Source organism: Achromobacter insolitus (assembly GCF_002209555.1).
Lineage (GTDB): Bacteria > Pseudomonadota > Gammaproteobacteria > Burkholderiales > Burkholderiaceae_B > Achromobacter > Achromobacter insolitus.
The window spans coordinates 497,705-522,508 of record NZ_NJIF01000003.1; the positions used below are offsets into that span (position 1 = coordinate 497,705).

Genomic DNA, 24,804 nt, shown 5'->3' on the forward strand with positions numbered 1-24,804 from the left:
CGCGCCGTCAGGGCCTGCAAGAGGCGCCAAGGCAAGATCGATTCATGAGTAAGCCCGCCTGGCGCGTCGGCGCCTCGGCGGGCTGTGCGGAATACAGGGCCGGGCGCCCGGGCCGGCCGGCCGCGGGCGCCGCTGCCCCCTTACTTGATGATGTTGGCGCCGAACCACTGGGTGGCGATGCGGCCGGCGGTGCCGTCCTGCTTCATCGAATCCAGGGTCTTGTCCAGCTTGCCCAGCAGTTCGGTGTCGTCCTTGCGCACGCCGACGCCGTAGTCTTCCGTGCCGAAGTTCTCGTCCAGCACGCGGTATTCACCGGCGCGCTTGCTGATCAGGTAACGGCCCACCACTTCGTCCACGACGATGGCGTCCAGGCGGCCGGCGGCCAGGTCCATCAGCGCGGTGACGTTGTCCCCGAACTTCTTGACTTCCTTGATCTGGGCCGCGACCGGATCCTTGGCAATGGCGTCGGTGGCGCTGCTGCCGTCCTGGGCGCCCACGACCTTGCCGGCCAGATCCGCCTTGGCCTTCACGGGCGATTCCGTGCCCACGATGATGATCTGGTGGTTGGCCATGTAGGGCGCGGTGAAGCTGATGTTCTTCTTGCGCTCTTCGGTGATGGTCAGGCCGTTCCACAGCACGTCGACGCGCTTGCCGTTGAGCTCGGCCTCCTTGGCGCTCCAGTCGATGGGCTTGAATTCCACTTCCAGGCCCAGGCGCTTGCTGGCTTCCTTGGCCATATCGATGTCAAAACCGACGATCTGGTTGTTCGCGTCGCGGAAACCCATGGGCGGGAAGTTGTCGTCCAGGCCGACCACGACCTTCTTGGCGGCGGCAGGCGCCTGCGCGCCGGCGGCGGCGGGCGCATTGTCGCTGGGGCCGCAGGCGGTCAGCAGCGCGGTTGCGGAAGCGAGGAGTACAGCTGTCAGTTTTTTCATCGTTATGGATGCGCCGGGCGCAGAATAAAGAATGCCGGAATGGCCAGTCAAAAAGCCGCGAGCCGGTATTTTAGCGCCCCTGCCGGCACGGGGCATGGGCTGGGGGCTGCGCCCCGCTATTGCGCCGGGTGGAAACGCTCCAGCAGGCGCAGGAACAGTTCCACGGCGCGCGATCCCGGGCGCGACGCCTCGGTAATCGCGCAAATGGTGTTTTCGTAGATGGGCCCGCCCGGCAGACGCGTCAGGGCATGGCGGCGCGAGACGGAATCGGCATAGTGCGCAGGCAGCAACCCCACGCAATGGCCGGACGAGACCAGCATGGCGATGGCCTCCAGCCCGGTGGCCTCCGGCCCGCGCGCGAATCCATAGGCGCCCAGCGCGTCGTGCACGAAGGGGTGCGACCGGTATATCAAGGGCAGGTCCCGGGCCTGGCGCACGCTGCCGCGCGCCACGAAGATCTCGTGCCGTTCGATGAAAAGCCGCTGGTAGTTGAAACCGCTTTCGCGCCGGTACATGCCCCGGATGGCGACCTGCACCCGGCGCTCGCGCAGCGCCTGGTCCAGCTCGTTGAAGGTCATGACGGTCAGTTCCACCTTCACGTCGGGCGCCTCTGCCCGCATGGCCGCCAGCGCCTCGGGGATATGGCAGTCGGCGTCCGTGATGACGTGCTCGACCATGCCGATGGACAAGGTGCCTGACAACACCCCCCGGATCGCGTCAATCTCGGGGCGGATCCGCTCCAGCGATTTCAACGCGTCGCGCGCCAGTTCAAGCGCCACCTTGCCCGCCTGGGTAAGTTCGAAGCCCGAGGGGCCGCGGTCGCAGAGCCGCACCCCCAGGGTTTCCTCGACCTCGCGCACATGTCGGCTGATGGACGCCTTGGACATATGCAGCTGTTTTTCCGCGGCAGCGAAGCCGTTGGCCTGGGCCACGGCGCAGAAGATGCGCAGGGAACGCAGATCGCGCTCGGTGAACGCTGGACGGGACACAGTGCTGGCTCTTGAAAGGTATCGTTTTTTGAAACCATACCACTAAAAAAATCATTTTTCACAACCCAACCCCACGGATACAGTGGGTCCAGCACTGGCGCCAAGGGGCGTAGACCCCGGCCGCTCCGTCAGCGCAGACCTGCCGGCCCAGTGCGGGAACCATGACGATATACAAGGGAAAAATCATGCAGAACCTGTCCAGAAGGCGTTTTGTCGCGACCACGCTCGCAGCCGGAGCCGCGTTGGCCCTGCCCTCGCTGTCATTCGCCGAAGGCGGATCGCTGGCCGACATCAAGAAGCGCGGCAAGCTGACCGTAGGCACCGAGGCCGCCTACGAACCGTTCGAGTTCGTCGAGAACGGCAAGGTCGTGGGTTATGGCCACGATGTGCTCCAACTCATGGCGGCCAAGCTCGGCGTCGAGCTGGAACAGATGAACCTGCCATTCCAGGGCCTGTTGCCCGGCCTGATGTCACGCAAGTTCGACTTCGTCGCCACCAGCGTGGGCATTACCCCCGAACGCGCCCGGCGCTTCGCCTTCACCCAGCCCGTGGGAGTGGTCCGTTCGGTGCTGATGGTGCGGGTGGACGATGCCTCCATCAAGCAGGACATGGACATCGCCGGCAAGATCATCGGGACGCAGATGGGATCCTCCTCCCAGCCGGTGGCCGAAGAGTTCGAAAAGCGCTTGAAAGAGAAGAACGGCAAGGGCTACGCCGACACCAAGCTGTTCCAGGCGTATCCCGACGTCTCCAACGCGCTGGCCAACAAGACCGTGGACGTAGCGCTGATGCCTTCGAACATTGCGGCCGTCCAGATGCGCAAGCAGCCGGGCGCCTTCCGCATCGCCGGGGAAATCGGCCAGGCCAAGCTGCTGGCCTGGGTGGCCAATCCCAAGGACCTGGAGATCCGCCAGTTCATCAATGACACCTTTGACGAACTGCGCGCCAGCAATCAATTGCTGGAACTGCAGAAGAAGTGGTTCGGTGCCCCGATGGATACGCCGCGCACAAACTACCTGCCTGACGGCGCCATCTAGGCGGACCTCCCATGCTGGAATGGTTGAATCAGAACGGCGCCCTCGCGCCGTTCCTGCACGGTGTCGTCTCGGGCACGGCGATCACCCTGGCGGCGTCGGTGGCGGCATTCGCCATCGGGATCGGCCTGGGTGTCGCGCTGCTGCTGGCGCGCCTGTCTCCCTACGCGCCATTGCGCGGGCTGGTCATGCTTTGGGTCAGCGCCATACGCGGCACGCCCGCGCTCATCCATATGCTGATCGCCTATTACGTGGTGCCGCCCTTGCTGGGTATCTCCGTGTCGCCGCTTGCGGCCGGGATCGGGGCGCTGGCCTGTAACACCAGCGCCTACATCGTGGAGATCCTGCGAGGGGCGCTGGGCACGCTGTCGCCCGGCCAGGTGGCGGCCGCCCGCGCCCTGGGCATGCGCAGCCGGCAGATCTGGCGGCACGTGCTGCTGCCGCAGGTGTTCTACCGCGCCATCCCGCCGCTGACGAGCGAACTCACCATTTTGCTCAAGGCATCGTCCCTGATGTCCATCATCGCGGTTCCGGAACTGGCCACCGTCGCGCGCAACGCCACCCTGCAAAGCGATCTGCCGCTGCAAGTGTTCACGGTCACCGCCGCCGTGTACTTCATCATTCTTTTCTGCCTGTCGGCCGCCTCGCGCCTGTGCGAGCGCCGCGTGTCGAGGATGCTGCCCAATGCCCATTGATTTCTCTCTCGTCGGGCAGTCCTTGCCGGTCCTGCTCAAGGGCTTGCGGATCACGGCCCTGGTCAGCCTCATCGGCATTCCCCTGGGCATACTGATCGGCACGATCGCGGCGTATGCAGCGCAATCCCGCACGCTGCTGCGGCCCGTGGCGCTGGCCTACGTGGAACTGGTGCGCAACATTCCGTACCTGATCCTCGTCTACCTGTCGTTCTTCGGGCTGCCCAAGCTGGGGGTTCCGGCCACCGCCATGTCGGTCGCCATCGGTTGCACCGCCTTCTACACAGGCGGCTATTTCTGCGAAGTGCTGCGCGCCGCGCTCAAGAGCGTGCCACGGGGCCAAAGCAGCGCGGCCCTGTCCCTGGGCATGACCTATTGGCAGGCGCAGCGCCACATCGTGGTGCCCCAACTGTTCGGCTTCCTCATCCCGCCCACCACCAGCCTCGTCATCATGATGTTCAAGGACTCGGCGATTTTCTCGGTGATGAGCCTGCCGGAAATGACTTACCAGAGCAACCTGCTCACGGCCAACACCTTCGCCTACCTCGAAGTGCTCGGCACTACCGCCCTGCTCTACTGGGTGTGCAGCGTGCTGATGGCCGGCGCGGGCCGCCGCCTGGAAACCCTGGTCCGCCGCAAGGCGCGCCAGGCCTGACCCTCCCTCCACCAAGGAAACGAGAACATGAGCACCTATACGGTCCCTCCCCGCACCGGCCATCCGACCCTGCTGTACTCCACGCTGGCGCTGGACCTGGACAACCTGCAGGCGGATATCGCCGTCCTGGGCATGCCCTATGGATCACCCTATTCCGCCGCGGATTTCAGCAATGACCAGACCAATGCGCCCACGGCCATCCGCCAGGCGACCGATCGCGTGGTGCGCCGCCCGGGCCATTACGACTTCGACATCGACGGGCCGCTGCTGCAAGGCCGCGACGACATCCGCTTCGTGGATTGCGGCGACATCATTCCCGACCTGGCCCGGCCCCGAGGCGAACACTACGAACGCGCCGAAGCCGCGGTGCGCCGCATCGCCGCCGCCGGCGCGGTCCCCATCGTGCTGGGCGGCGATCACGGCATCACCACGCCCATCCTGCGCGGCCTGGACCAGAAAGGCCCCATCACGCTGGTCCACATAGACGCCCACCTGGACTGGCGCGACGACGTCAATGGCGTGCGCGACGGGCTGTCCAGCCCCATCCGGCGCGCCTCGGAAATGCCGCACGTGGACCGCATCATCCAGATCGGCCTGCGCGCCCAGGGCAGCGGCCGCCCGGAAGAACTCGATGCGGCCCGCGCCTATGGCGCCGAACTGGTCACCGCCTACGAACTGCATGACATCGGCATGGATGCCGTGCTGGCGCGCATTCCGGATGGCGGCAACTACTACCTGACCATCGACGCCGACGGCATGGATCCCGCCACCATGCCGGCTGTCGCCGGCCCCGCCCCCGGGGGCGTCACCTTCGTGCAGGCACGCAAGCTGATCCACGGCCTGGTACGCAAGGGGCGCGTGGTGGGCATGGACATCGTCGAAATCCAGCCCGAGAAAGATCTGAACCAGATTTCCTGCATCACGGCGGGCCGGCTGATCCTGAACCTGATCGGCGCGTCCATCCGCGCGGGGCACTACGACAAATGAACGCGCCCGCCCCCATCATCGAAATCCGCGGCGTGGACAAGTTCTACGGCAGCCACCACGTGCTCAAGCAATGCTCGACGCGCGTGAACCGTGGCGAGATCGTCGTGGTCTGCGGGCCGTCCGGCTCAGGCAAATCCACCCTTATCAAGACCGTCAACGCGCTGGAACCCATCCAGGCAGGCGATATCCTGATCGATGGCGCCTCGGTGACGGGGGCCACGGACCTGCCCAAGCTGCGGACCAAGGTCGGCATGGTGTTCCAGCATTTCGAGCTGTTTCCGCACCTGGACATCATGCGCAACCTGACCCTGGCGCAGCAGATCGTGCTGGGCCGGGACATCGGCTCCGCCCGCGCCAAGGCCGGCGCATTGCTCGAACGCGTCGGGCTTTCCGCCCATGCGGGCAAGCATCCCGGGCAGCTGTCGGGTGGCCAGCAACAGCGTGTGGCGATCGCGCGCGCGCTGTCGATGGATCCGATGGCCATGCTGTTCGACGAACCGACGTCCGCGCTGGACCCCGAGATGGTCAATGAGGTGCTGGACGTGATGGTGGAGCTGGCCGAGGAAGGCATGACGATGATGGTCGTCACGCACGAGATGGGCTTCGCGCGCCGCGTGGCCAATCGCGTGGTCTTCATGGAAGACGGCGCCATCATCGAGGACAGTCCGACGGACCGCTTCTTCCGCGACGCGGCCAGCCCGCAGGCGCGCCGCTTTCTTTCCAAGATTCTTCCTCACTGAACGGCTCGATAGCCGGCAGACCCATCCGCCACGACCAGGACCCGAACATGGCACACACCCGCATCCGCAAATTCAATACCCGCGACACCTACCCCGAACAACGGCTGGACAACGACCTGTGCCAGGCCGTGATCGCCGGCAACACCGTTTTCCTGCGTGGCCAGATCGGCCAGGACCTGGACACCCGGGAATCGGTCGGCGTGGGCGATGTCGCCGCCCAGGCCGAAAAAGCCATGGCCAACGTCGCCATGCTGCTGCAGGAATGCGGCAGCGAGCTTTCGCACATCTGCAAGCTCACCGTGTACCTCATCGACGTGCGCTATCGCGAAGATGTCTACAAGGTGGTGGGCCGGTGGCTCAAGGGCGTGTTTCCAGTGTCCACCGGCATTATCGTGTCGGCGCTGGCCCGGCCGGAATGGCTGGTGGAAATCGACGTCACCGCCGTCATTCCGGACTGAGGGCCGCGCCCGCAAGCCGCGTCAATCCGGCTTGATGCCAGCGGATTTGATCAGGCTTTCGTAGCGGCCTGCCTCCTCTTTCATGGCGGCCAGGGTCGCTTCGGGGCTGGATCCGCGCACCAGGAGGCCGCGAGCCTCGTAAGCCTTGCGGAACGACGGGTCGGCGGTGACCGCCGTCACCGCCCGGTTGATCTGCGCCACCAGGGCGTCCGGTGTCTTGCCCGGGGCGAACAGGGTAAAGACCGTGGACGGTATGCTGCCTGCCTTGCCGCCGGCCTCCTGCAAGGTGGGCACATCGGGCATCATGGCGGCCCGCTGCGCCGCCCCTGCCACCAGCACCCGGATCTTGCCCGCCTTGTATTGCTCCGACACGGCCAGGCCGCCCGCCATCACGCTGTCCACATCGCCGGCCATGGTCGCGGTCATGGCCGGCGCCACGCCCTTGAACGGGACATAGGTGAATTGCACGCCCTCGGCGCTGGCCAGCATGGCCATGCCCAGGTGATTCACGTGCCCCTGGCCGCCGGTGCCCACATTGATGCGTTGCGGATTGGCGCGGGCGTAGTCGATGAATTCCCTGTACGTCTTGGCCGGGAAGGCATTGCTGACCGCGACATAGAGCTGGACCTGCCCCAGGTCGGTGACGGGCTTGAAGTCCTCCTGCCACCGATATGGCACCTTGGCGTACAGGAAGGGATTGGTTTCCAGCGCCAGGCGGTCCACCATCAGCAAGGTATTGCCGTCGCCGGCCGCCTTTGCCACGTAGTCGCTGCCGATGATGGCGTTGGCGCCGGGGCGGTTCTCGACCACCACGGTCTTGCCGCTTTCCTTGAACAGGCGGTTGCCCAGATCGCGCGCCAGCACGTCGGGCTCGGTCCCTGGCGGATACGGGACCACGATTTTCACCGTGTCCGACGGCCAGGCCTGGGCCGCAGCCTGCCCGGCCGGCAGCAGCGCGAGCGCGGCCCACAATACAGGTTGAAAACAACAACGGTACGGCGATCCCATGGTACTTCCCCTTGTATTTGTCGTTCCGGTCAGGTCCGGCGACTGATTTGCCGTCTGGAGTCGGAAGACCCCGCACGGCTGGAAATCCAGATCAGGACCAGCGCGCTTCACCAGCGGCCGATCAGAATGCCCATCATCCGTTCGTGTGCATGGGTGCGCTCGCGCACCTGCGCGTCGGTTTCGCTGGCGCGACGCTTCAAACCCTGGTGCCAGTCCAGCAAGGCGGACCGCATGCGATCGACCACGGGCGCCATGCCCGGATCGGCGCCCAGGTCGCGCAACTCGCCCGGATCGTCGCGCAAGTCGAACAGCTGCCCCCGGTAGCCTTGCCAGTGCAGGTACTTGTAGCGCTCGTCGCGCAGCATCAGGCCCGTGCATTCGCGCACGCCGCGCCCCAGGAACAGGCGCGCTTCGCGGTAGGCGTAGTCCAGGCTGCCCACCACATATTCGCGCGCGGGTGGCCCGGTGTCCGACGCGCCGCGGATCCCGGGCAGCAACGAGCGGCCCTCGATACGGTGCGCCTCGGCCGGCAGCTCCAGCGCCTCCAGCACCGTGGGAACGATATCGATGCACTCCACGAAGGCGTCGCTGCGGGTACCACGGGTCGCGTCGGCGGAGGACGCCGGGTCGTAGACCAGGCAGGGCACGCGCATGGCGCTGTCGTAGAAATACTCCTTCTCGCCCAGCCAGTGGTCGCCGAGGTGATCGCCATGGTCGGAGGTGAACAGGATCAAGGTGTCCTTGAGCCGGCCACTGCGCTCCAGGAAATCCAGCAGCCGGCCGATCTGGTCGTCGATCTGCCTGACCAGTCCCATGTAGACCGGACGGATGCCGCGCCAGACCTCATCGCGCGCGAAAGAGACCGACTCCTCCAGCCGCTGGTAGGCCGCGTGCACCGGATGCGGATGGTCCCGCTCCGCCTGTGTACGCACCACCGGCGCGCAGTCCTCGGGCCCGAACATCGCGTGGTAGGGAGCCGGCGCCTTGTAGGGCCAATGCGGCTTGATATAGGACAGATGCAGCGCCCAGGGCTTTTCGCCCTGCCCCCGCATGAAATCCAGGGCGCGGTCCGTGAGGTAGGCCGTTTCCGAATCGGCGGCATCCACCCGGGCGGGCAGCGGCGCGTTGCGCATCAACCAGCCGCTGGCGATGCTGCCGTCGGCCGCCTGGCTGCCCACCACATAGTCTTCCCATGGCCGTTCGCTGTCGTAGCCGCGTTCGCGCAGGTAGCGTCGGTACGGGCTGTCCTTGGACAGCTCGAAATGGCCGTCGTAGCGCTCGATGGGCACGAATCCGCCCTGCAGGAAACGTTGCTCGTCTTCGGGGGCATAGCCTTTTGCACGCAAGCCGTCACGGTCCGGCACGAAGTGCGTCTTGCCCAGCAAGTGCAGCGGCAACCCGGCCTGGGCCAGGTATTCGCCGAGGCACCATTCGTCCACCGGATGCGGCACCCGGTTCCACGTCACGCGGTGCGACAAGGGATAGCGTCCGGTGTAATAGGACGCGCGCGACGGGCCGCAAACCGCGGAAGTGACGTAAGCCCGGTCGTACTGCACCCCCATGCGCGCCAACCGGCCGATATTGGGCGTGCGCAAAGCGCCCGCGCCGCCATAGCAGGACAGATGGTCCGCGCGCAGCTGATCGCACATGATGAACAACACATTGCGCACCTGGGGGCTTGCGCTGTGGGCGGCCGCGTTCATGGCTGCGCCCCGTTCAGGAAGGCGCCTGCCGTATGCACCGCGTCTGCAAGGTGCGCCACCGGCTGGCTCGCGCCTGGCGTCGCGCCCGGCACGAAACGGGCGGCAAAGCGGCCCAGGGCATCTGCGGCGTCTTCGCGCCGGCCCAACGCGGCGACATAGCGGTCCGGCCGCACCAGGACCCAGTCGGCGCGGGTACGCTGGAACCAGAAGTGCAATGCGTTTTCCGTGTCTTGCAGCACAGGCAAAGCGCCTGCCTGCAGATCCTCGGGAGGACAGCCGCTACGCGAGCGCTGCACGGCGACGTAGCGGCAGCCCAGCTTGTCCAGCTGCGCCCGCAAGGCCGGCGGCAGCCCGGCGCGCGGATCCCGGCGCCAGCCGATCAGGGCAAAGCCCGCACCCAACGCCTCGTCCATGCGCAGGGTGGCGCCGTTTTCGCATTCGACCAGCGGCTGGATGAACATGCGGCCGATGCACTCGCGCTGGACCTTCTCCGCGCTGTCCCCCACCACCCCGCTGCTGTAGCGCGGCATGGGCTTGAACTTCATCTGCAACACGTAGTCCCGGATCTTCGGAATATTCCGGATGGACAGGAAAAACGTGTCGCGCAACGCTGCCAGGATGGGGTTGGTCTGCGACAGCATGGCGCCGAACATGTCGGCCAGCGAGATCATGGCCCGCGCGTGGCTGTGACGTTCGTCGTGATAGCTCTGCAAGGCCGCCGGAGCCAGCCGGCCTTGCACGATCCAGGCCACCTTCCAGGCCAGGTTGAAGGCATCGCGCAGGCCGGCGTTCAGGCCCTGCCCGATCCAGGGCGGGGTCAGGTGCGCGGCGTCTCCCGCCAGGCAGACACGGCCCGATACGAAAGTACGCGCAACCCGTGAATTGTGGGTATAGACGCGGGCGCGGATGACATTGAGCCGGGCCGGATCGGCCACGTGGTGGCGCAGCAGTTCCTGCACTTTTTCCGGACGCAGCATCTGCTCGCCGTCCTCGCCCGGAAACAACATGAATTCCCAGCGTCGCAGGCCGTACGGCAGGCGCAGGCAGACGTAGGGCCGGCGCGGCTCGCAGTGCAGCGCGGTGTAAGGCGCGTCCAGCGGATCCTGGTCGCATTCGATGACTACCCATTTGCGTGGATGGGTATTGCCGTCGAACGGCAGCTGCAGCAACCGCTCGCGCACGGTGCTGCGCCCGCCGTCGGCGGCCAGCAGATACTGGGCGCGGATCTCGCGCTCCGCTCCGCCGGCCTCGCGGACCCGCGCCGTGACGCCGCGCGCGTCCTGGTCCAGCGCCAGCAGTTCGGTGCCCAGTTCCAATGTCACATGGGGAAAGCGCTGCAAGCCGGCGCGCAGCGTGCGCTCGCCCAAGGGCTGGGAAAACAGATTGCGGCGATACCAGCCGAATTCGCGCGTGGCGGGCAGAATCTCGGCATAGCAGCGCTTGGTCCGCGTGTACATGCGCATGGGCACGTTCTGGATCATGTCGCGCAGCATGTCGTCGGCCAGGCCTGCGCTCTGGAAGGTGCGCATGGCCTCATCGTCCAGGCCCACCGCGCGCGGATAATCCAGCACGTCCTGGTTGCGCTCCAGCACCAGCGTGTTCACGCCATAGTTGCCCAGCAGATTGGCCAGCGTCACGCCGACCGGCCCGGCGCCCACCACGAGCACCGGCACTTCTACGATATGCGCCATCTCGGCTCTCCCTTGGATTCTTGTTGTCGTTCCGCGGATTGCGCCTCATGCGCCCCGCAGAAAGCCGCCGACGGCCTGTGCAAAAGCGGCCGGGCAGTCGTCGTGGATGTAGTGGCCCGCGCCCTCGATCTCGATCCATTCCACGTTGGGGTTGCGCGCCGCCATCTCGCGGGCGGTCTGCGCCTGCAAGTAATCGGAACGCCCGCCGCGCACGACCAAGGTCGGACAGGCCAGCGCCGCGACCTGCGGCCACAGGTCCACCACGCGCGCCGGGTCCGGGTTCAGGCGGGTGGCGGCGATGCCGGCATGGTCATGGCGCCAGGTCCAGCCGCCCGCCCCATCCTCTTTCAGCATGTGGCGCAACCTTTCCTCGCGGGCGGCTTCGGTAACGCTGGGCCGCAAGGCGCGCAGGTACGCGCGCGCCGCGGCCAGGTCGGTAAAGGACTCCGGCGTCTCCCGCAATTCGCGCTGGATGCGCGCAGCACCCGCGCTGCCCTCGAAGGCGGCGGGCCCGGCGTCCTCCACGATCAGGCGCCGCACGCGCGCCGGATATCTGGCGGCAAAGACGATGGCCGCGATGCCTCCCATCGAATGGCCCAGCAAATCGAAATTGTCCACGCCCAGCGCGTCGGCCACGCCGGCCAGGTCGTCGACATAGGCGTCGGTGTAGTAATTGCGCCCCGGATCCCAACTGCTGGCGCCACGGCCACGCTGGTCATAGGCCAGGACGCGGAAGTCCGGCTGCAACGCCTGCGCGATGCCGGCGAAGGTCTCGGCGTAGCCACGGATGCCGTGCAGCATGAACAGCGGCCGCCCCTCCCCGGGGCCCCATTCGGTCAGGCGCAGGCTCATGCCATTGACGGCGATGTCGGTGTCGCGGCGTTGCATGGCGGCTTCCTTCAGCAGAGTCCGTCTTTGCCCGCGATCTCGCTGGCTTTCAGGCCGCCCAGGCGCGCATGCAGACGGCCGCGCGTAGCGAAGGCAAACGCAATCAGCACCTCGTCGCGATTGGGCGCGTCGCCGAACAGCGCTGTCACGCTGTCGTAATGCGAACGGACGTAGAGCGCGTCCTTGTGCGCCAGCGGAATGTCGATCGCGGTGCCGGGACCGCCGCGCTTGCCGGTCGAAGGCACCCAGGCCTTGCCGCCGCCCAGCGCCGCGCGCACCGGTTCGGCGAAGACGGTGGTCAGCAGCGCGTTGCCGTGTTCGTACTCGCCGTCCGTGCCGACCAAGCAGGCTTTACCGTAGCTTTCCAGCGGGCGCCCTCCCGCTGCCTCGATGATGCGGCGCCCGAACTCCTCACCCAGCATGGCCGAAGGCTCGATGTAGGCTGACAGGTCGCGCTCGAAGCGACCCGCGTAGGGGTTGTGCAGGGCCGCCGCGATGACGATCCTGCGCAGCGGTTCGCCGTCAGCCGGCTCGCCGGTTTCCGTGGCCAGGGTGTCGTCGATCTGCAAATACCATTTGCGGATGCGATAGGGGCCGAAGTTGGTGTTGCTCATGAATGCTCCAGTCAATGGGAAATCAGGAATCGGTTGGCGCCCGGAGGGCTCAAAGCGGGTCCAGCGTCATGGGCACGCTGGGCGCGTTGTGGTCGTGCAGGACCCGCTTGCCCTCTTCGTCGCCATGCACGGTTTCGCAGAAGAACTCGAAGCGGTGGCCGTCGGGGTCCGTGAAGTACAGGCCGTAGCCCACTTTGTGGTCGGTGATCTTCACCACGTCCACTCCCTTGGCCAGCAACATGCCGTAAAGGCGGCGCAGCTCATCCACGTCGCCCTCGATCTCCAGGCCGTAGTGCTGCATGTTGATAGGGCCGCGGGCCGGTTCCCCGTCCGCCGCGCGGATCAGGGCGATGTCGTGGTGCTTGCGTCCGAAGGACAGGAACACCCACTGCTCGCCGCGCGCGGTTTCCTGCATGCCCAGCACGGATTCGTACCAGGGCGCCGAAGCGTAAGGGTCCCGCACGAACAGGGCCAGATGGGTGCGGGCGATGCGCGGGCGGCGGTCGGCCGGCGCGGGCGTGGTGATCGTGGACATGGCGGTCTCGAAGTGCGTATCAGTTGATGGACTGGGGATGCGCGGTCACGGGCGCGGCGTATGGCGTCCAGGCCACCGCGGTGATTTCACTGAAATCGCGCCACTCCTTGAACCAGCTGCGTCCGCCGTCCGTGGAGCGGAACAGATGGCCGTATTTGGTGCCGGCGAAGGCCAGCCGCGGGTCCGCCGCGTGCACGCCGAAGGCCCAGAACGTGGAGTTCGGCGCGGTATGCAGTAACGCGGGCTGCCAACTGCGGCCCCGGTCGGACGATCGGTAGATCTTGCTGCGCGTGCCCGGCGTGCCGTCGCCTATGGCCAGCAGCACGGTGTCGGGATCGTCTGGCAATGCCTGCACCGAGCGGGTGTAGTACATGCCGTCGAAACGCGATTTGGACGCCACGCCCTCCCAGCGCCGGCCGCCGTCTTCGCTGAGGTAGACGGAGTTCACGGTCAGCACCATGGTGGTCTTGGGCGCTGCTGCCGTGGCCGGCAGCACCGCGACGCAGTGGATGTCGGGGTTGGAGATAGCCGCGGCGTTGCCCTCCTCGTCCTCGCGCGTCCAGGTGTCGCCGCCATCGCGGCTGCGCCACAGCCCGCCTTCCTCGACGCCGAACCAGACCTCGCGGCTGTCATCCGGGTCCACGCAGACGGACAGGATGCGCGGGCGGTTCACGCCGCGGCAAAACTCCGGCAGTTCGGGCGACAGCCGCTCCCAGCTCGCGCCGCCATCCACCGAGCGGAACATGGCCGCGCGCGACGGCGCGCCGGTGCCCGCGTACAGACGCCGTGGATCCTTGGCGTCAATGGCGATCGCCCAGACGGTCATGCCGTTCATCGGGCTGTCCACCCGCGAGAAGTGCGCGCCGCCATCGGTGCTGATGCACATGCCGGCGTCGGCCCCGGCGAACACGCGGCGCGGATCTGCCGGGTCCACGGCCAGGCTGCGCACCGTGCCGTCGAATTCGATGGCTTCCTTGAGGCCCAGGCGGTGCCAGGTGGCGCCATCGTCGACGCTGCGCAGAATTCCTTGGCCGGCCGTGCCGACCAGTATCGTGCCTTGCATATCCAGACTCCCCGAAAGAGGGTTAGCGTTTCAAAGAAAGATGCCGCGCGTGATGCCCCCGTCCACCCCCAGCGACTCGCCGGTAATGGCGCCTGCCCGGGGCGATGCCAGGAACAGCACCGCATCGGCGATCTCCGCCGGCTGCAGCACCCTGCGGATGGGCGTGGCCTTGGCATAGTTGGCCTCGACCTGGGCGGGGGTCAGCCCCTGCCTGGCGGCTTCCTTTTCGTAAAGTTCATGGATGTGGGGCGTTTCGACCACGCCCGGATGGATCACGTTGACCGTGATGCCGTGCGGACCAAGCTGGTCCGACAGCGTCTTCGTCATATGGCAAATGGCCACGTTGCGCATGCCCGACAGTTGCTTGCTGCCGCGTCCGGTGAGGCCGCCAATGTTGACGATGCGCCCGAAGCCGCCACGGCGCATGTGCGGCGCAGCGGCTTTGGCGCAGCGCATGTAGCCCACCACCTTGATGTTGATGTCCTCCAGCAGGCCCTCGGGATCCGCTTCGTCGATCTCGCTGCGCACCAGCCCGCCCGGATGGGCCGCGCCGTTGACCAGGATGTCGACGCGGCCGAAATGCTCCGCCACGCGTTGCATCATCGCGTTGACCTGCTCCGTGTCCGACACGTCGGCCGCCACGCCCAATACCTCCACGCCTGTGGCCCGGGTGATTTCAGCCGCCACTTCGTCCAGCTGCGCCTGGCGGCGCGCCACGATCGCCACCCGCACGCCTTCGGCCGCCAGGGCCTCCGTAACCGCGCGTCCGATGCCCAGGCTGCCGCCGGTGACCACAGCCACTTTCCCCTTGAGTTGCAAGTCCATTCTGTAATGCTCCTTATATATAGAGGGATGGATCGCCGCGCCTACAGCGCCATCTCGATCAGGACAGGTCCCGGCTGCCGCAGTGCCGATTCCAGCTGCGCGGCCAGTTCTTCCGAGGTGGCGGCGCGGCTGGCCTGCACGCCATAGCTAGAGGCCAGCCCCACCCAGTCGATACGCGGGCGGTCCAGGGCGGTAAGCTCAGCGGCGCGCTCCCCCAGCACGGCATTGCCGCGGCGCAGCTCGTTGCGCAGGATGGCGTACTGGTGATTGGCGGCGATCAGCACCGTGACCGGCAGGTTTTCATGCGCCAGCGACCACAGCGTCTGGATCGTGTATTGCGTGCTGCCGTCGGAAAGCACCGCCACGACGCGGCGGTCCGGGCAGGCGATTGCCGCCCCCATGGCAACCGGCAAGCCCTGGCCGATTGCGCCGCCGGTATTGGTCAGCACGGTGTGGCGCGCCGCGCCCGCGGACGCCGCGTATAGCGGATATCCGCAAGTGCCGCCCTCGACCGACACGATGGCGTCTTCGGGCAAGGCCCGCGCTACCACGGCGGCAATGGACTGCGGCGTCAAGAGGCCCGGCGCGGCTTGGGGCAGCGCCGCCGGGGCAACATCGGCGGCCGGCGCCCCGGCCAATTCGGCCAGCGCTTCCAGCCTCGACGCGGCGTCCTGGCCAGGCGCGGCGAGCATCAGCAAGCGCTCTTGCGGCACCAGCCGGCTGGGATGGCCGGCATAACCGAAATACGTCACCGGCGGCAAGGCGCCGACCAGCACCACCAGATCGGCGGCGTCCAGCGTGGCGCGCGCGGGTTCGGGAAAATACGGCAGCCGGTCAAAATCCGGCAGGCCGCGGCCGCGCTCCGACCTCGCGGGGAAGGTCTCGGCATACGCCTTGCCTCCCAATAGGCCGCACAAGCGCGCGGCGGCGATTTGGGCTCGCCCACCCAGGCCGCTGGACGGCCCGCCCCCACCTAGCAGGAACAGCGGATTTTTCGCGCGGCGCAACTGCTGCCATGCAGCGGCGGCATCGAACTCATCCGAGCCCGGGACGGCGTCGCATGCAGCGGCGCCGGCCGGCTCCTGCGCTACGTTCTCGGCTTGGAAATCCGCCGGAAAGATCAGGGTCGCGCCCTGCCCGCCGTCGGCAAGGCTGGCCTGCACGGCGGCGCGCGCAGCGCCAGCCGCGTCCTGGGCAGACGCGATGCGCCGCACCCACCCTGACACCGGGCGCGCCAGCGATTCGATATCCGATGTCAGGGGCGCGTCGCACTCCAGATGCCAGCTGGCGTGGTCGCCGATGATGTTGACGATGGGAGTCCGGGCGCGGCGCGCGTTGTGCAGATTTGCGATGCCGTTGGCAAAGCCCGGCCCCAGGTGCAACAAGGTCGCGGCCGGCTTGCCCGCCAGGCGGCCATACCCGTCGGCGGCGCCGGTGCATACGTTCTCCTGCAAGCCCACGACGCAGCGCAGGCCCGGCACCTCTTCCATTGCACGCACCAGATCCAGCTCGGTCGTGCCGGGATTGGCGAAACAGACTTCCACGCCCTGCTCGCGCAGGGCCTCCAGCAAGACACTCGCACCGCTCATGATTACCGCCTCCTTTTTTGCTACTTTATCGTAATTTGATAATTGTGCAATTTCTTTTGGCAGATTGATGCGGAATAATTTATTAGAATTATCTATTTGATAGATCCGTGTATTTCTCCTATACGCACGCGTGCGCGCCGCGCGAGCGAAGGCGATTTGCCAATACGCTTGCCTTGGTGCACCCTCGCAGCACGTCAGCCTTTCCACCTCTCACGCCCATGAACAGTCTTCGCCGCATGCTCGATGTCCTGGACCTTTTTCAGCCCGACCGGCCGGTCCTCGACGTGGATGCCATCTGCCAGTTGCGCGGCTACGCGCCCGCCACCGCCTATCGCTACGTGCGGGAACTATGCGCCTGCGGATTATTGGTGCGCCTGCCTGCGGGCTATGCCCTGGGTCCGCGGATCATTGCGCTGGACCTGCAGATGCGCGAGTACGACCCCATGCTGACTGTCAGCCGCGACCTGATCGAGGAACTCTCCAGCCAGACAGGACTGGACGTGCTGCTAAGCGAGCGTTACGACGATAAGGTGATCAACGTGCACCAGCAGCCGGGCCGCAATACGCAGGCGCTGAATTTCGGGCGCGGCCGGTACATGCCGTTGCTGCGCAGCGCAACCGCCCGCGTCATCCTGGCCAATCTGGGACCGCGCCAATTGCGCCGCGTGTACGATGAACACGCGCAGTCGCCCGACATGCTGCGGCTGGGCCATGACTGGAAGACCTTTTCCCGCGCCATGCTGCAAGTGCGCAAGGCGGGCTACAGCATCTCGTCCGGGGAACTGGATTCCGGAAAAACCGGGATTGCCGCGCCCATCTTCGATGAAGAACGCCACGTGCTGGGCAGCATTACGATCATTGGCGCCCAGGATGCCTTCGCGGCGTTCCGCGAGGACTATCTGGCCGGACTGATCTGCCGCGCCGCGACCGAAATCACGCGCCGCATCGCCCAGGCGCCCGCCAAGCTGCAGCATGCGGCCTGATCCGCAACGCCAGCCGCAGGTACGCCCATGACGCCCGCCATCCGCATCGGTCCTCTCGTCTTTCCCACGGAGTTGCTCGTTCTTGCCGCCGCCGCGGCCATCGGCCTGTTGGCCGCCAAACTCTTCGGCCCCAAGCACGCGGCCGGAAGCCGCGCATCACCCGATATGGGCACGGTGCTGTGGCGCGCCCTCGTCATCGGCCTGGTGGTCGCGCGGTTGGGCTTCGTCTGGCGATACCCTGCGCACTTCCTGGAAAATCCCTTGCGGATACTGGACGTGCGCGATGGCGGCTGGGCCGGCATGGCCGGGCTGGCCGCGGCCTGGGTCTATGGCCTGTACGCGGCGGTGCGCCGCAAGGCCCCGCCCGCCGCGCTGCTGGGCGCGCTGGCGCTGGCCAGCGTGGCCTGGGTCGGCGGCGGACGCTGGCTGGCTCCCGCCGCGCAGGCGCCGTCCGAACTTGCCTCGCTGGCGCTGCGTCAGCTCGATGGCGCGCCAGCCGAACTCGCGGCTTTCCATGGAAAACCCACCGTCATCAATCTCTGGGCAAGCTGGTGCCCGCCCTGTCGCCGCGAAATGCCGGCCTTCGCCGCGGCGCAGGCCGCGCATCCCGGCGTGAATTTCGTCTTTTTGAACCAGGCCGAGGCATCGCCCGCCGTTGCGCAGTTCCTGGCGCAGCATGCGCCGTCGCTGCGCAACGTGCTGCTTGACCCCGAAGGCGCTGCCTCGCGCGACATGAGCAACCGCGGCCTGCCCGCCACGCTGTTCCTGGATGCCCAGGGACGTCTGGTGGACCTGCGCGTCGGCGAGTTGTCGGCAGCCTCGCTGGCTCAACGCCTGGACGCGATCCAGACGCCGGCAAGCGGCGACTGAGGCGCGCGCGTTTCAGGCTTCATGGCCCGCCAAGGCGCGGGCCCAAGGCAAGGGCCGCCCTTGCATCTCGTGTTCGTACAGCCGCAGGCGCTGGCCGGCCTGGCCGGGGGCTTCTTCAAGGCGGACCACCAGCACCGGTCCTGCGGGCAGCGCCCGGACCGTAGCGATGATCGCGGCGGGCGCGCCATCCCTAGACGGCAACACGGTCCAAGCCTCCAGCACCGCGTCTTCCACCGCCGCCGCCCGCGCCTGCCCGTGGCCGCAAGCCGGACACCAAAGCCGGGCGGGATAGACCAGATGGCCGCAAGCGCAGCACTGGCTGACGTTGACGCTCATGATTCCTCCCGGGCCAACACGGCCGCGTTGGCGCACATGCCATATCGCAGTTGCACCATGCCATAGCCAGTCGCCACGCCGTGGCGCGCGGCGCGCACCTGCCGCTCACCGGCTTGTCCCAGCAACTGGCGGGCAACCTCGACCAGTCCATGCATGCCGCCGGCCGTGCCCGCTTGCCCCGCGGACAGCTGGCCGCCCGCGGTATTGACCGGCAGGTCGCGAGCCGCCAGGCGGCGCGCGATGAATCCCGGCAGATCCTCCGCCCCCGCAAAACCCAGATCGCATAGCTGTGCGAGCGCCATGGCCGGATAGTCATCGTAGACGCTCACCACGTCCATATGTTCGGGACCCAGGCCGGCGCGCTGCCAGAGCCCCGGCGCAAACCCCGCGATGCCGGTTTGCAGCCCGTCTCCTTCCTGCTGGTCCCCGTTGTAGCGGGCATCGCTGGCCAGCAGCCGCACTCGGGTTCCTGCGGGGCGCGCACTCAGCACCAAGGCGCAAGCGCCGCTCACCACCGGCACGCAATCCAGGCGGCCCAGAGGCGCCGCGACGATGGGCGCGGCCAGGTACTGCTCCAGGGTGAGGGGCTGGCGATACGCCGCATTGGGGTTGCCTGCCGCCCATTGCCGCTGCGCCACGCACAGCGCGCCATAGTCCTCGCGTGTGAGGCCGGTCCGCGCCATCTGGCGCTGGGTAAGCATGGCGAACAAGGGATTCGGCCCCTCGCAGCCCAGCGGGCTGAGGTAATCCTGAGCGCTGCGGTTATAGCCGCGCACCAGTCCCGCGAAATCAGCGCCCGAGAAATGGTCTCCGGCCACGAGCACGATGGTCCGGGCCTGCCCGGCCTCCAAGGCGAGCCAGGCCTGGCGCAACAAATTGATGGCGCTAGCGCCGCCCATCTCATCCTGCATGCACCAGTTAAGCCGCAGTCCCAGCTGCCACGCCAGATCGATCGCGCGATCGGGGCGCAGCGTGAACGACGCCACCCCCAAGCCATCCACATGGCCTGGCGCCAAGCCCGCGCCGCGCAGCGCCTGGGCAATCGCCTCGGCCATCAGGCCGGCGGTGCTGGTCTCGGGACCGGGGTGGCGCAACGACGGCGTTTCGCCCACGCCGACGATGCCCGGGCCACGAGCCGCCGTCATGCCGACTCCGGGCGCGCCGGTTCGCGCGTCAGCAGCAAGGTCACCACCGTGATCGCGGCCATGGCCACCAGGAACCACGCCACGGGCGTTGCCGATTCATACTTGCGCAGCAGCGCCATGGCAATCAGTGGCGAGAGTCCGCCCGCAAACACCGACGCAAGTTCGTGCCCCAGCGCCAGGCCGGTATAGCGGACTTCCGGGGGGAACAGTTCGGCAAAATAGGCTGGCTGGGTCCCGATCATGGCGGCGTGGCAGATCGTGTTGCCCAGGAAGAAAGCCAGGAATATCCACACGGGCTCCTTGGTCTGCACCAGCCAGAAGAACGGGAATGCCACCAGCACCAGGCCGGCGGAACCGATGAGGTACACCGTGCGCCGGCCGATGCGGTCGGAGAGATGGCCGAACCACACCAGCGTTCCAAGTTCGATGAACATCGACACCAGCACACCGCCCAGCATGATGTCGTTGGAGATGCCGAGGAACTTGCCGTAGGCCAACGCAAACGCCAGGAAGATGTACGACCCGCCGTTCTCGGCCACGCGCAGGCCCATTGCGGTAAAGACCTGGCGCGGATAGCGGCGGAACACTTCGACCGCCGGCATGCCCCGCTTGGCGGTCTTGGCCGCCTGCACGAATTCTTCGCTTTCGGGGATGTGCTTGCGGATATACAAGCCCACCCCGAAGATCAGCACACTCAGGAGAAACGGCAAGCGCCAGCCCCAGCTCATGAAGGCGTCCTTCGGCAGCTGTTGCGCCAGCATGAAGACAGCCGACGACAGCACGAAGCCGCCCGCCACGCCCAGTTGGCTGAAGGACGAGAAGTAGCCGCGGCGCTTGCCCCCGACCGCCTCGCTGATCAGCAGCACGCCTCCGCCCCATTCCCCGCCGGCCGCCGCGCCCTGCAGGATGCGCAACACCACCATCGCCACCGGCGCCCAGAAGCCGACCTGGTCATAGGTGGGCAGCAGCCCGATCAGGAAAGTGGCAGCCCCCATCAGGCCCAGGGTCCACTCCAGCGCCAGTTTGCGGCCGTACCGATCGCCGATATGGCCGAAGATCACGCCTCCCAGGGGCCGCGCGAGGAAACCGACCGCAAAGCCCGCAAAGGCGCCCATGGTACCCAGCAGCGGGTCGGTCCCCTTGGGAAAGAACAGTTCGCCGAACACCAGCGCCGCCGCCGTGCCGTAGATGAAGAAGTCATACCACTCCATCGCATTGCCCGCGACGGAGGCCATCACCACGCGCCGCGTACGCCTTCTATGCGCATCGTCGCCTGCAGCCGCCGCCGCACCCTTGTATGCCATCGTCATTGCCGCCCCTTGTCTGTTTGAATGGACCAATGGCGCTCAGCGCGCCACACGATAGCCGGCGGCGTCACGGTCCCAGGCGTCGCCGGTAATCCCCTCATCCCGCAAGTGGAACTTGCGGATCTTGCCGTTCTCGGTGCGCGGCAGATCCTCCAGCACGCGCAGGTAGCGCGGCACGGCAAAGTACGGCATGCGAGGCTGGCAGAAATCCAGCAAGGTCTCGGGCGGGACTGCCTGCCCGGCCTTGTAGACCAGCGCCGCCATCACCTCGTCCTCGGCCAACTCCGAACGCACCGCATAGACCGCCGCCGCTGCAACCGAGGGATGAGCCAGCAACACCTGCTCCACCTCGTACGAGGAAATGTTCTCGCCGCGTCGGCGGATGGCGTCCTTCATGCGGTCCAGGAACCGGAAATAGCCGTCCGCGTCACGGACCACGCGGTCTCCCGTGTGGAACCAGAGATTGCGCCACGCCTGCACCGTCTTGTCGTCCATGCCGAAGTAGCCGGTGGCAATGGCGTATGGCATGCGCGCGCGCAGCAGCAATTCGCCCGGGGAGCCGTCCGGCACCATGGCGTCGTGTTCGTCGGCCACCATCGCGTCGAATTCAGGGGCGGCGCGTCCCATCGTGCCGGGGCGCTGTTCGGCAAGCGTGCCGCCCAGCGCAAAGTTGGTCTCGGTGGACCCATAGCCTTCCAGCAACGCAATGCCCGTGCGCTCTGCAAACGCCGCATGGAAACGTTCGGGAACGCCCGGCGCCAGCGCGATCCGCGCGCGGTGGCGCCGTTCCGCCGCCGCAGGCGTTTGCGCCAGCAGCATCGGCACCATCGCGCCCAACAGGTAGGTCACGGTAGCGCCCGTGGCCTCAAGCCGGTCGAAGTAACGGCTGGCCGAAAAGCGCTCGTCGCAGACGATGGTGGCGCCGGTGACCAGCGCCTGGAAGCAGGCATTCAGCGCATTGGTATGGAACAGCGGCAAGCTCGTGTAGAGCACGTCGCTTTCGGCGATCTCCAGGTTGCGCGCGGCAATCCTGCCCCACCAATAGAACTGCGCGTGCGGACAGCACACGCCTTTGGAAAGGCCCGACGTCCCCGAGGTGTACAGGATGGCCAGCGTATCGCCCGGCCCGATCTCGGCCGCTGCCGCCAGCGGGGCGTCCGGCAACGCGGGCGGCGGACACGCGTGAACCGGCAGCGGCGGCGCATCCGCATTCCCATCCAGCAACCAGATGCGGCTCAAGTCCAAGGATTGCATGTCCAGCCCAGCCAACGCAGGGCACGATGCCGCATCGGCCACCAGCAATCTGCAGCCGCTGTTGGCCAGAATGTGTTGTAGCTGCATGCCCCGCGACGCCGTATTGATGGGCACCACGACGGCGCCCAGCCAGCCGCAGCCCAGCACGATGGACAGGAATTCATGCCGGTTGCCGGCCATCAGCCCGACCCGGTCGCCCCGGGCGACGCCGGCCGAGGCCAAACGCGCGGCCCAGGCCGCCGCATGCGCGGGCGCATCGCCATAACGCAGCGAGCCTCCTGGCGCCTGCACCCACGTGCGATCGCCCCAACGGGCGCCCTGCTCCAACAACAACGACGGCAGCGTCAACGCGTGCATGGCAATGCTTCCCCTATGGTGCGGCCTTCGGCAAGCGCTGCCCTAGCCTTGTGAAATTAGTCTAGGAATCAACTATTTATATGTCAAATTTATGGATATTATTTATCTTATAAATCAAGCTGATATAAGGGGCATGCATGGACTTCGATCTGAACCTCATGCGGGTTTTCCTGACCGTGCTGCATGAGCGCAGCGTCACGCGGGCCGCGCAGCGCCTGAACCTGACCCAGCCCGCCGTCAGCTACGCATTGGCGCGCCTGCGTGAAAAATTCGACGATCCTCTGTTCGCGCGCACGGCTTCCGGCATGCAGCCCACGCCGGTTGCGTTCGCGCTTGCCGAACCGATAGAGCGCGGCATGAACAGCTTCGCGGAAGCCGTCAACCTGCGGCAGCGCTTCGAGCCCACCAGCAGCGCCCGGCGCTTTCGGCTGTCCATGTCCGATATCGGCGAAATGGTGTTCCTGCCGGCGCTGATGGAACGGGTGCATGCCTTGGCGCCGCGCCTGCAAGTCGAGGTGTTGGAAATTCCGTTGGAACGCCTGCCGCAGGCGCTCAAAGAGGGCGAGGTCGACCTCGCGATCGGAAATCTGGCCGGGCTGGGCAGCGAAACCTGCCATGCCGAGCTGTTCAAAGAGCGCTACACCTGCATGGGCAGGCGCGGCCATCCGGTACTGTCGGCCGGGCTGACACGCAGCCAATACAAGCGCCTGGACCACATCCTGGTGGCCTCCCGCGCCAGCGCTCATCGCCTGCTGGACGACGTCCTGAGCGAGGCCGGCCTGCCACGCAGGCCCTATCTGACCTTGCCGCATTTTTCCGCCGCGGCCGAGATCGTGCGGCGCACCGATCTCACCATGACCTTGCCCCTGCGGGCAGCGATCTGGTTCAACCGGGACGACGCCTTTCAGATACGTCCGCTGCCCATCGCCTTGCCCATGCTGTCCGTAACCGTGCATTGGCACGCCCGCTTCGAAAGCGACCCCGGCACCGCCTGGCTGCGGCGCCTGGTGGTGGACACACTGGCGGATCCCGATCCTGCATGATGCCGGCGCGGACAGGATCCGCCCACCATGGACGGCCTTGGCCTGTCGGTCAGCGGATCGCGGCGAGCATCAGGTCCAGATTCTGCACCGCAGCGCCCGACGCCCCCTTGCCCAGGTTGTCGAACACTGCAGTCAGCAGCACCTGTCCATGCTCCGCATTGCCGTAGACGGCCAGGCGCAAATCATTGGTCCCGTTCAGCGCCTGGGGGTCCAGATGCGTATGGGCCGCCGCATCCTGCGGAGCCACCACTTGCACGTGCGCGGCGCCCTCGTAATGCTGTTGCAGGCAGGCATGCAAACGCCGCATGTCGGCGCCCGGCGGCAGCAGACGCAGTTGCAATGGCACGGTAAGCACGATGCCCTGCCGATAGGCGCCATAGGCCGGCACGAACACCGGCCGCTGGGTCAGGCCCGCATGCCGTTCGATCTCCGGCGTGTGCTTGTGCGCCAGGCCCAAGCCGTACAGTTGCAGCGCAGGTCCGGCCCCGCGATCCGCGGCCTCGTAGGCGTCCACGGCGGCACGCCCGCCGCCCGAGTAGCCCGACACCGCGTGCACCACCACCGGATAATCGGCCGGCACCAATCCCGCCCGCACCAACGGACCGAGCAAGGCGACGGCACCCGTGGGATAGCAACCCGGGTTGCTCACGCGCCGGGCCTGGGCGATCAAGCCGGCCTGCCCGGCATTCATCTCCGGAAAACCGTAGACCCAGCCCGGCGCCGTGCGATGGGCGGAACTGGCGTCGATCACGCGCACTTGCGGATTGACGACGGAAGCCGCGGCCTGGCGCGCCGGTTCGTCGGGCAGGCACAGGATGGCGATGTCGCAGCTGTTGATCGCCTGCGACCGGCGTTGCGGATCTTTGCGTTCGGCCGCGGGCAGCGTCAGCAGCCGCAGATCCGTGCGCCCATGCAGGCGTTCGTGGATCTGAAGCCCTGTCGTGCCCTGGTCGCCGTCGATGAAAACAAGAGGTTGAGTCATGGCGCGTACGTCCTGGATCAAGGGAACGCCGGAACCATCCCGACGCAGGACTCCATCATCGGACGGGATCGTGGATAACAAAAGTCGAATATCATGATCGTTCAATTCAGTAATCCTGAAC

General features: G+C 66.8%; 25 protein-coding genes. 9 read left to right on the top strand and 16 right to left on the bottom strand.

The window, feature by feature from the left end; all coding sequences use genetic code 11:
• Positions 1-140 precede the first annotated feature (140 nt).
• Both CEY08_RS12460 and CEY08_RS12465 read right to left on the bottom strand, forming a co-directional pair.
• On the bottom strand, positions 141-935 hold the full coding sequence (locus CEY08_RS12460; RefSeq protein WP_063640684.1) for an amino acid ABC transporter substrate-binding protein: 795 nt from the start codon (positions 933-935) through the stop codon (positions 141-143).
• Between the two features lie 116 nt (positions 936-1,051).
• Positions 1,052-1,924 carry a LysR family transcriptional regulator gene (locus tag CEY08_RS12465; protein WP_063640685.1) on the bottom strand — a complete coding sequence of 291 codons (873 nt, stop codon included), beginning with the start codon at positions 1,922-1,924 and terminating at the stop codon, positions 1,052-1,054.
• A 185-nt stretch (positions 1,925-2,109) separates the two neighbouring features.
• Between CEY08_RS12465 and CEY08_RS12470 the strand changes: the two genes are divergently transcribed.
• From CEY08_RS12470 to CEY08_RS12495, 6 genes are read left to right on the top strand one after another with little or no spacing between them, the layout of a single operon-like run.
• The gene (locus CEY08_RS12470) at positions 2,110-2,961 is read left to right on the top strand and encodes a transporter substrate-binding domain-containing protein (protein WP_063640910.1); all 852 of its coding nucleotides are present in this window, start codon (positions 2,110-2,112) and stop codon (positions 2,959-2,961) included.
• Between the two features lie 11 nt (positions 2,962-2,972).
• Positions 2,973-3,653 (top strand): amino acid ABC transporter permease, encoded by a 681-nt coding sequence (locus CEY08_RS12475; RefSeq protein ID WP_076813406.1) that lies wholly within the window; start codon positions 2,973-2,975, stop codon positions 3,651-3,653.
• Complete coding sequence (locus tag CEY08_RS12480) at positions 3,643-4,305, top strand: amino acid ABC transporter permease (protein ID WP_076813403.1); 663 nt, start codon at positions 3,643-3,645, stop codon at positions 4,303-4,305. Before CEY08_RS12475 ends, CEY08_RS12480 begins: the two co-directional genes overlap by 11 nt.
• 27 nt (positions 4,306-4,332) lie before the next feature.
• Positions 4,333-5,292: an agmatinase gene (locus CEY08_RS12485; RefSeq protein ID WP_063640687.1), complete on the top strand. Its 960-nt coding sequence runs from the start codon at positions 4,333-4,335 to the stop codon at positions 5,290-5,292.
• Positions 5,289-6,032, top strand: a complete 744-nt coding sequence (locus CEY08_RS12490; protein WP_082884598.1) for an amino acid ABC transporter ATP-binding protein — start codon at positions 5,289-5,291, stop codon at positions 6,030-6,032. The genes CEY08_RS12485 and CEY08_RS12490 overlap by 4 nt, the downstream gene beginning before the upstream one ends.
• A 47-nt stretch (positions 6,033-6,079) precedes the next feature.
• Positions 6,080-6,490: a RidA family protein gene (locus tag CEY08_RS12495; protein ID WP_042793514.1), complete on the top strand. Its 411-nt coding sequence runs from the start codon at positions 6,080-6,082 to the stop codon at positions 6,488-6,490.
• A 21-nt stretch (positions 6,491-6,511) separates the two neighbouring features.
• On the opposite strand, the gene CEY08_RS12500 is transcribed toward CEY08_RS12495, so the two are convergent.
• The 9 genes from CEY08_RS12500 to CEY08_RS12540 form a co-directional block, all read right to left on the bottom strand.
• Positions 6,512-7,498, bottom strand: coding sequence for a Bug family tripartite tricarboxylate transporter substrate binding protein (locus CEY08_RS12500; protein WP_042793513.1), 987 nt, complete (start codon positions 7,496-7,498; stop codon positions 6,512-6,514).
• A gap of 107 nt (positions 7,499-7,605) precedes the next feature.
• Positions 7,606-9,201, bottom strand: coding sequence for a sulfatase-like hydrolase/transferase (locus CEY08_RS12505; protein WP_076813400.1), 1,596 nt, complete (start codon positions 9,199-9,201; stop codon positions 7,606-7,608).
• Positions 9,198-10,892 carry a bifunctional 3-(3-hydroxy-phenyl)propionate/3-hydroxycinnamic acid hydroxylase gene (locus CEY08_RS12510; RefSeq protein ID WP_076813398.1) on the bottom strand — a complete coding sequence of 565 codons (1,695 nt, stop codon included), beginning with the start codon at positions 10,890-10,892 and terminating at the stop codon, positions 9,198-9,200. Before CEY08_RS12510 ends, CEY08_RS12505 begins: the two co-directional genes overlap by 4 nt.
• Positions 10,893-10,937: 45 nt before the next feature.
• On the bottom strand, positions 10,938-11,780 hold the full coding sequence (locus CEY08_RS12515) for an alpha/beta fold hydrolase (protein ID WP_076813395.1): 843 nt from the start codon (positions 11,778-11,780) through the stop codon (positions 10,938-10,940).
• Positions 11,781-11,791: 11 nt separating this feature from the next.
• Entirely contained in the window at positions 11,792-12,394 is a 603-nt protein-coding gene (locus tag CEY08_RS12520; protein ID WP_042793509.1) for an amino acid synthesis family protein, read from the bottom strand.
• A 49-nt stretch (positions 12,395-12,443) separates the two neighbouring features.
• Entirely contained in the window at positions 12,444-12,929 is a 486-nt protein-coding gene (locus CEY08_RS12525) for a VOC family protein (RefSeq protein ID WP_042793508.1), read from the bottom strand.
• A gap of 19 nt (positions 12,930-12,948) precedes the next feature.
• A complete protein-coding gene (locus tag CEY08_RS12530) occupies positions 12,949-13,992 on the bottom strand; it encodes a WD40/YVTN/BNR-like repeat-containing protein (protein ID WP_076813393.1) in 1,044 nt (347 codons plus the stop codon).
• Positions 13,993-14,022: 30 nt separating this feature from the next.
• Positions 14,023-14,817, bottom strand: a complete 795-nt coding sequence (locus CEY08_RS12535; protein ID WP_076813391.1) for an SDR family NAD(P)-dependent oxidoreductase — start codon at positions 14,815-14,817, stop codon at positions 14,023-14,025.
• A 41-nt stretch (positions 14,818-14,858) separates the two neighbouring features.
• A complete protein-coding gene (locus CEY08_RS12540; RefSeq protein ID WP_076813389.1) occupies positions 14,859-16,406 on the bottom strand; it encodes an acetolactate synthase large subunit in 1,548 nt (515 codons plus the stop codon).
• Positions 16,407-16,624: 218 nt separating this feature from the next.
• Between CEY08_RS12540 and CEY08_RS12545 the strand changes: the two genes are divergently transcribed.
• Together CEY08_RS12545 and CEY08_RS12550 are read left to right on the top strand one after the other, a co-directional pair.
• Positions 16,625-17,389 (top strand): IclR family transcriptional regulator, encoded by a 765-nt coding sequence (locus tag CEY08_RS12545; RefSeq protein WP_042793504.1) that lies wholly within the window; start codon positions 16,625-16,627, stop codon positions 17,387-17,389.
• Positions 17,390-17,416: 27 nt separating this feature from the next.
• The gene (locus CEY08_RS12550; protein ID WP_076813387.1) at positions 17,417-18,259 is read left to right on the top strand and encodes a TlpA disulfide reductase family protein; all 843 of its coding nucleotides are present in this window, start codon (positions 17,417-17,419) and stop codon (positions 18,257-18,259) included.
• A 12-nt stretch (positions 18,260-18,271) separates the two neighbouring features.
• On the opposite strand, the gene CEY08_RS12555 is transcribed toward CEY08_RS12550, so the two are convergent.
• From CEY08_RS12555 to CEY08_RS12570, 4 genes are read right to left on the bottom strand one after another with little or no spacing between them, the layout of a single operon-like run.
• On the bottom strand, positions 18,272-18,595 hold the full coding sequence (locus CEY08_RS12555; protein WP_042793501.1) for a PhlB family protein: 324 nt from the start codon (positions 18,593-18,595) through the stop codon (positions 18,272-18,274).
• Positions 18,592-19,740, bottom strand: a complete 1,149-nt coding sequence (locus tag CEY08_RS12560; RefSeq protein ID WP_076813385.1) for a thiolase family protein — start codon at positions 19,738-19,740, stop codon at positions 18,592-18,594. Before CEY08_RS12560 ends, CEY08_RS12555 begins: the two co-directional genes overlap by 4 nt.
• Positions 19,737-21,050 (bottom strand): MFS transporter, encoded by a 1,314-nt coding sequence (locus CEY08_RS12565; RefSeq protein ID WP_063640698.1) that lies wholly within the window; start codon positions 21,048-21,050, stop codon positions 19,737-19,739. The genes CEY08_RS12560 and CEY08_RS12565 overlap by 4 nt, the downstream gene beginning before the upstream one ends.
• A 36-nt stretch (positions 21,051-21,086) precedes the next feature.
• Complete coding sequence (locus tag CEY08_RS12570; protein WP_279627150.1) at positions 21,087-22,664, bottom strand: ATP-dependent acyl-CoA ligase; 1,578 nt, start codon at positions 22,662-22,664, stop codon at positions 21,087-21,089.
• A 131-nt stretch (positions 22,665-22,795) separates the two neighbouring features.
• Between CEY08_RS12570 and CEY08_RS12575 the strand changes: the two genes are divergently transcribed.
• Entirely contained in the window at positions 22,796-23,701 is a 906-nt protein-coding gene (locus CEY08_RS12575) for a LysR family transcriptional regulator (protein WP_042793498.1), read from the top strand.
• Between the two features lie 49 nt (positions 23,702-23,750).
• On the opposite strand, the gene argC is transcribed toward CEY08_RS12575, so the two are convergent.
• The gene (gene argC, locus CEY08_RS12580) at positions 23,751-24,683 is read right to left on the bottom strand and encodes an N-acetyl-gamma-glutamyl-phosphate reductase (RefSeq protein WP_063640911.1); all 933 of its coding nucleotides are present in this window, start codon (positions 24,681-24,683) and stop codon (positions 23,751-23,753) included.
• Positions 24,684-24,804: the final 121 nt, after the last annotated feature.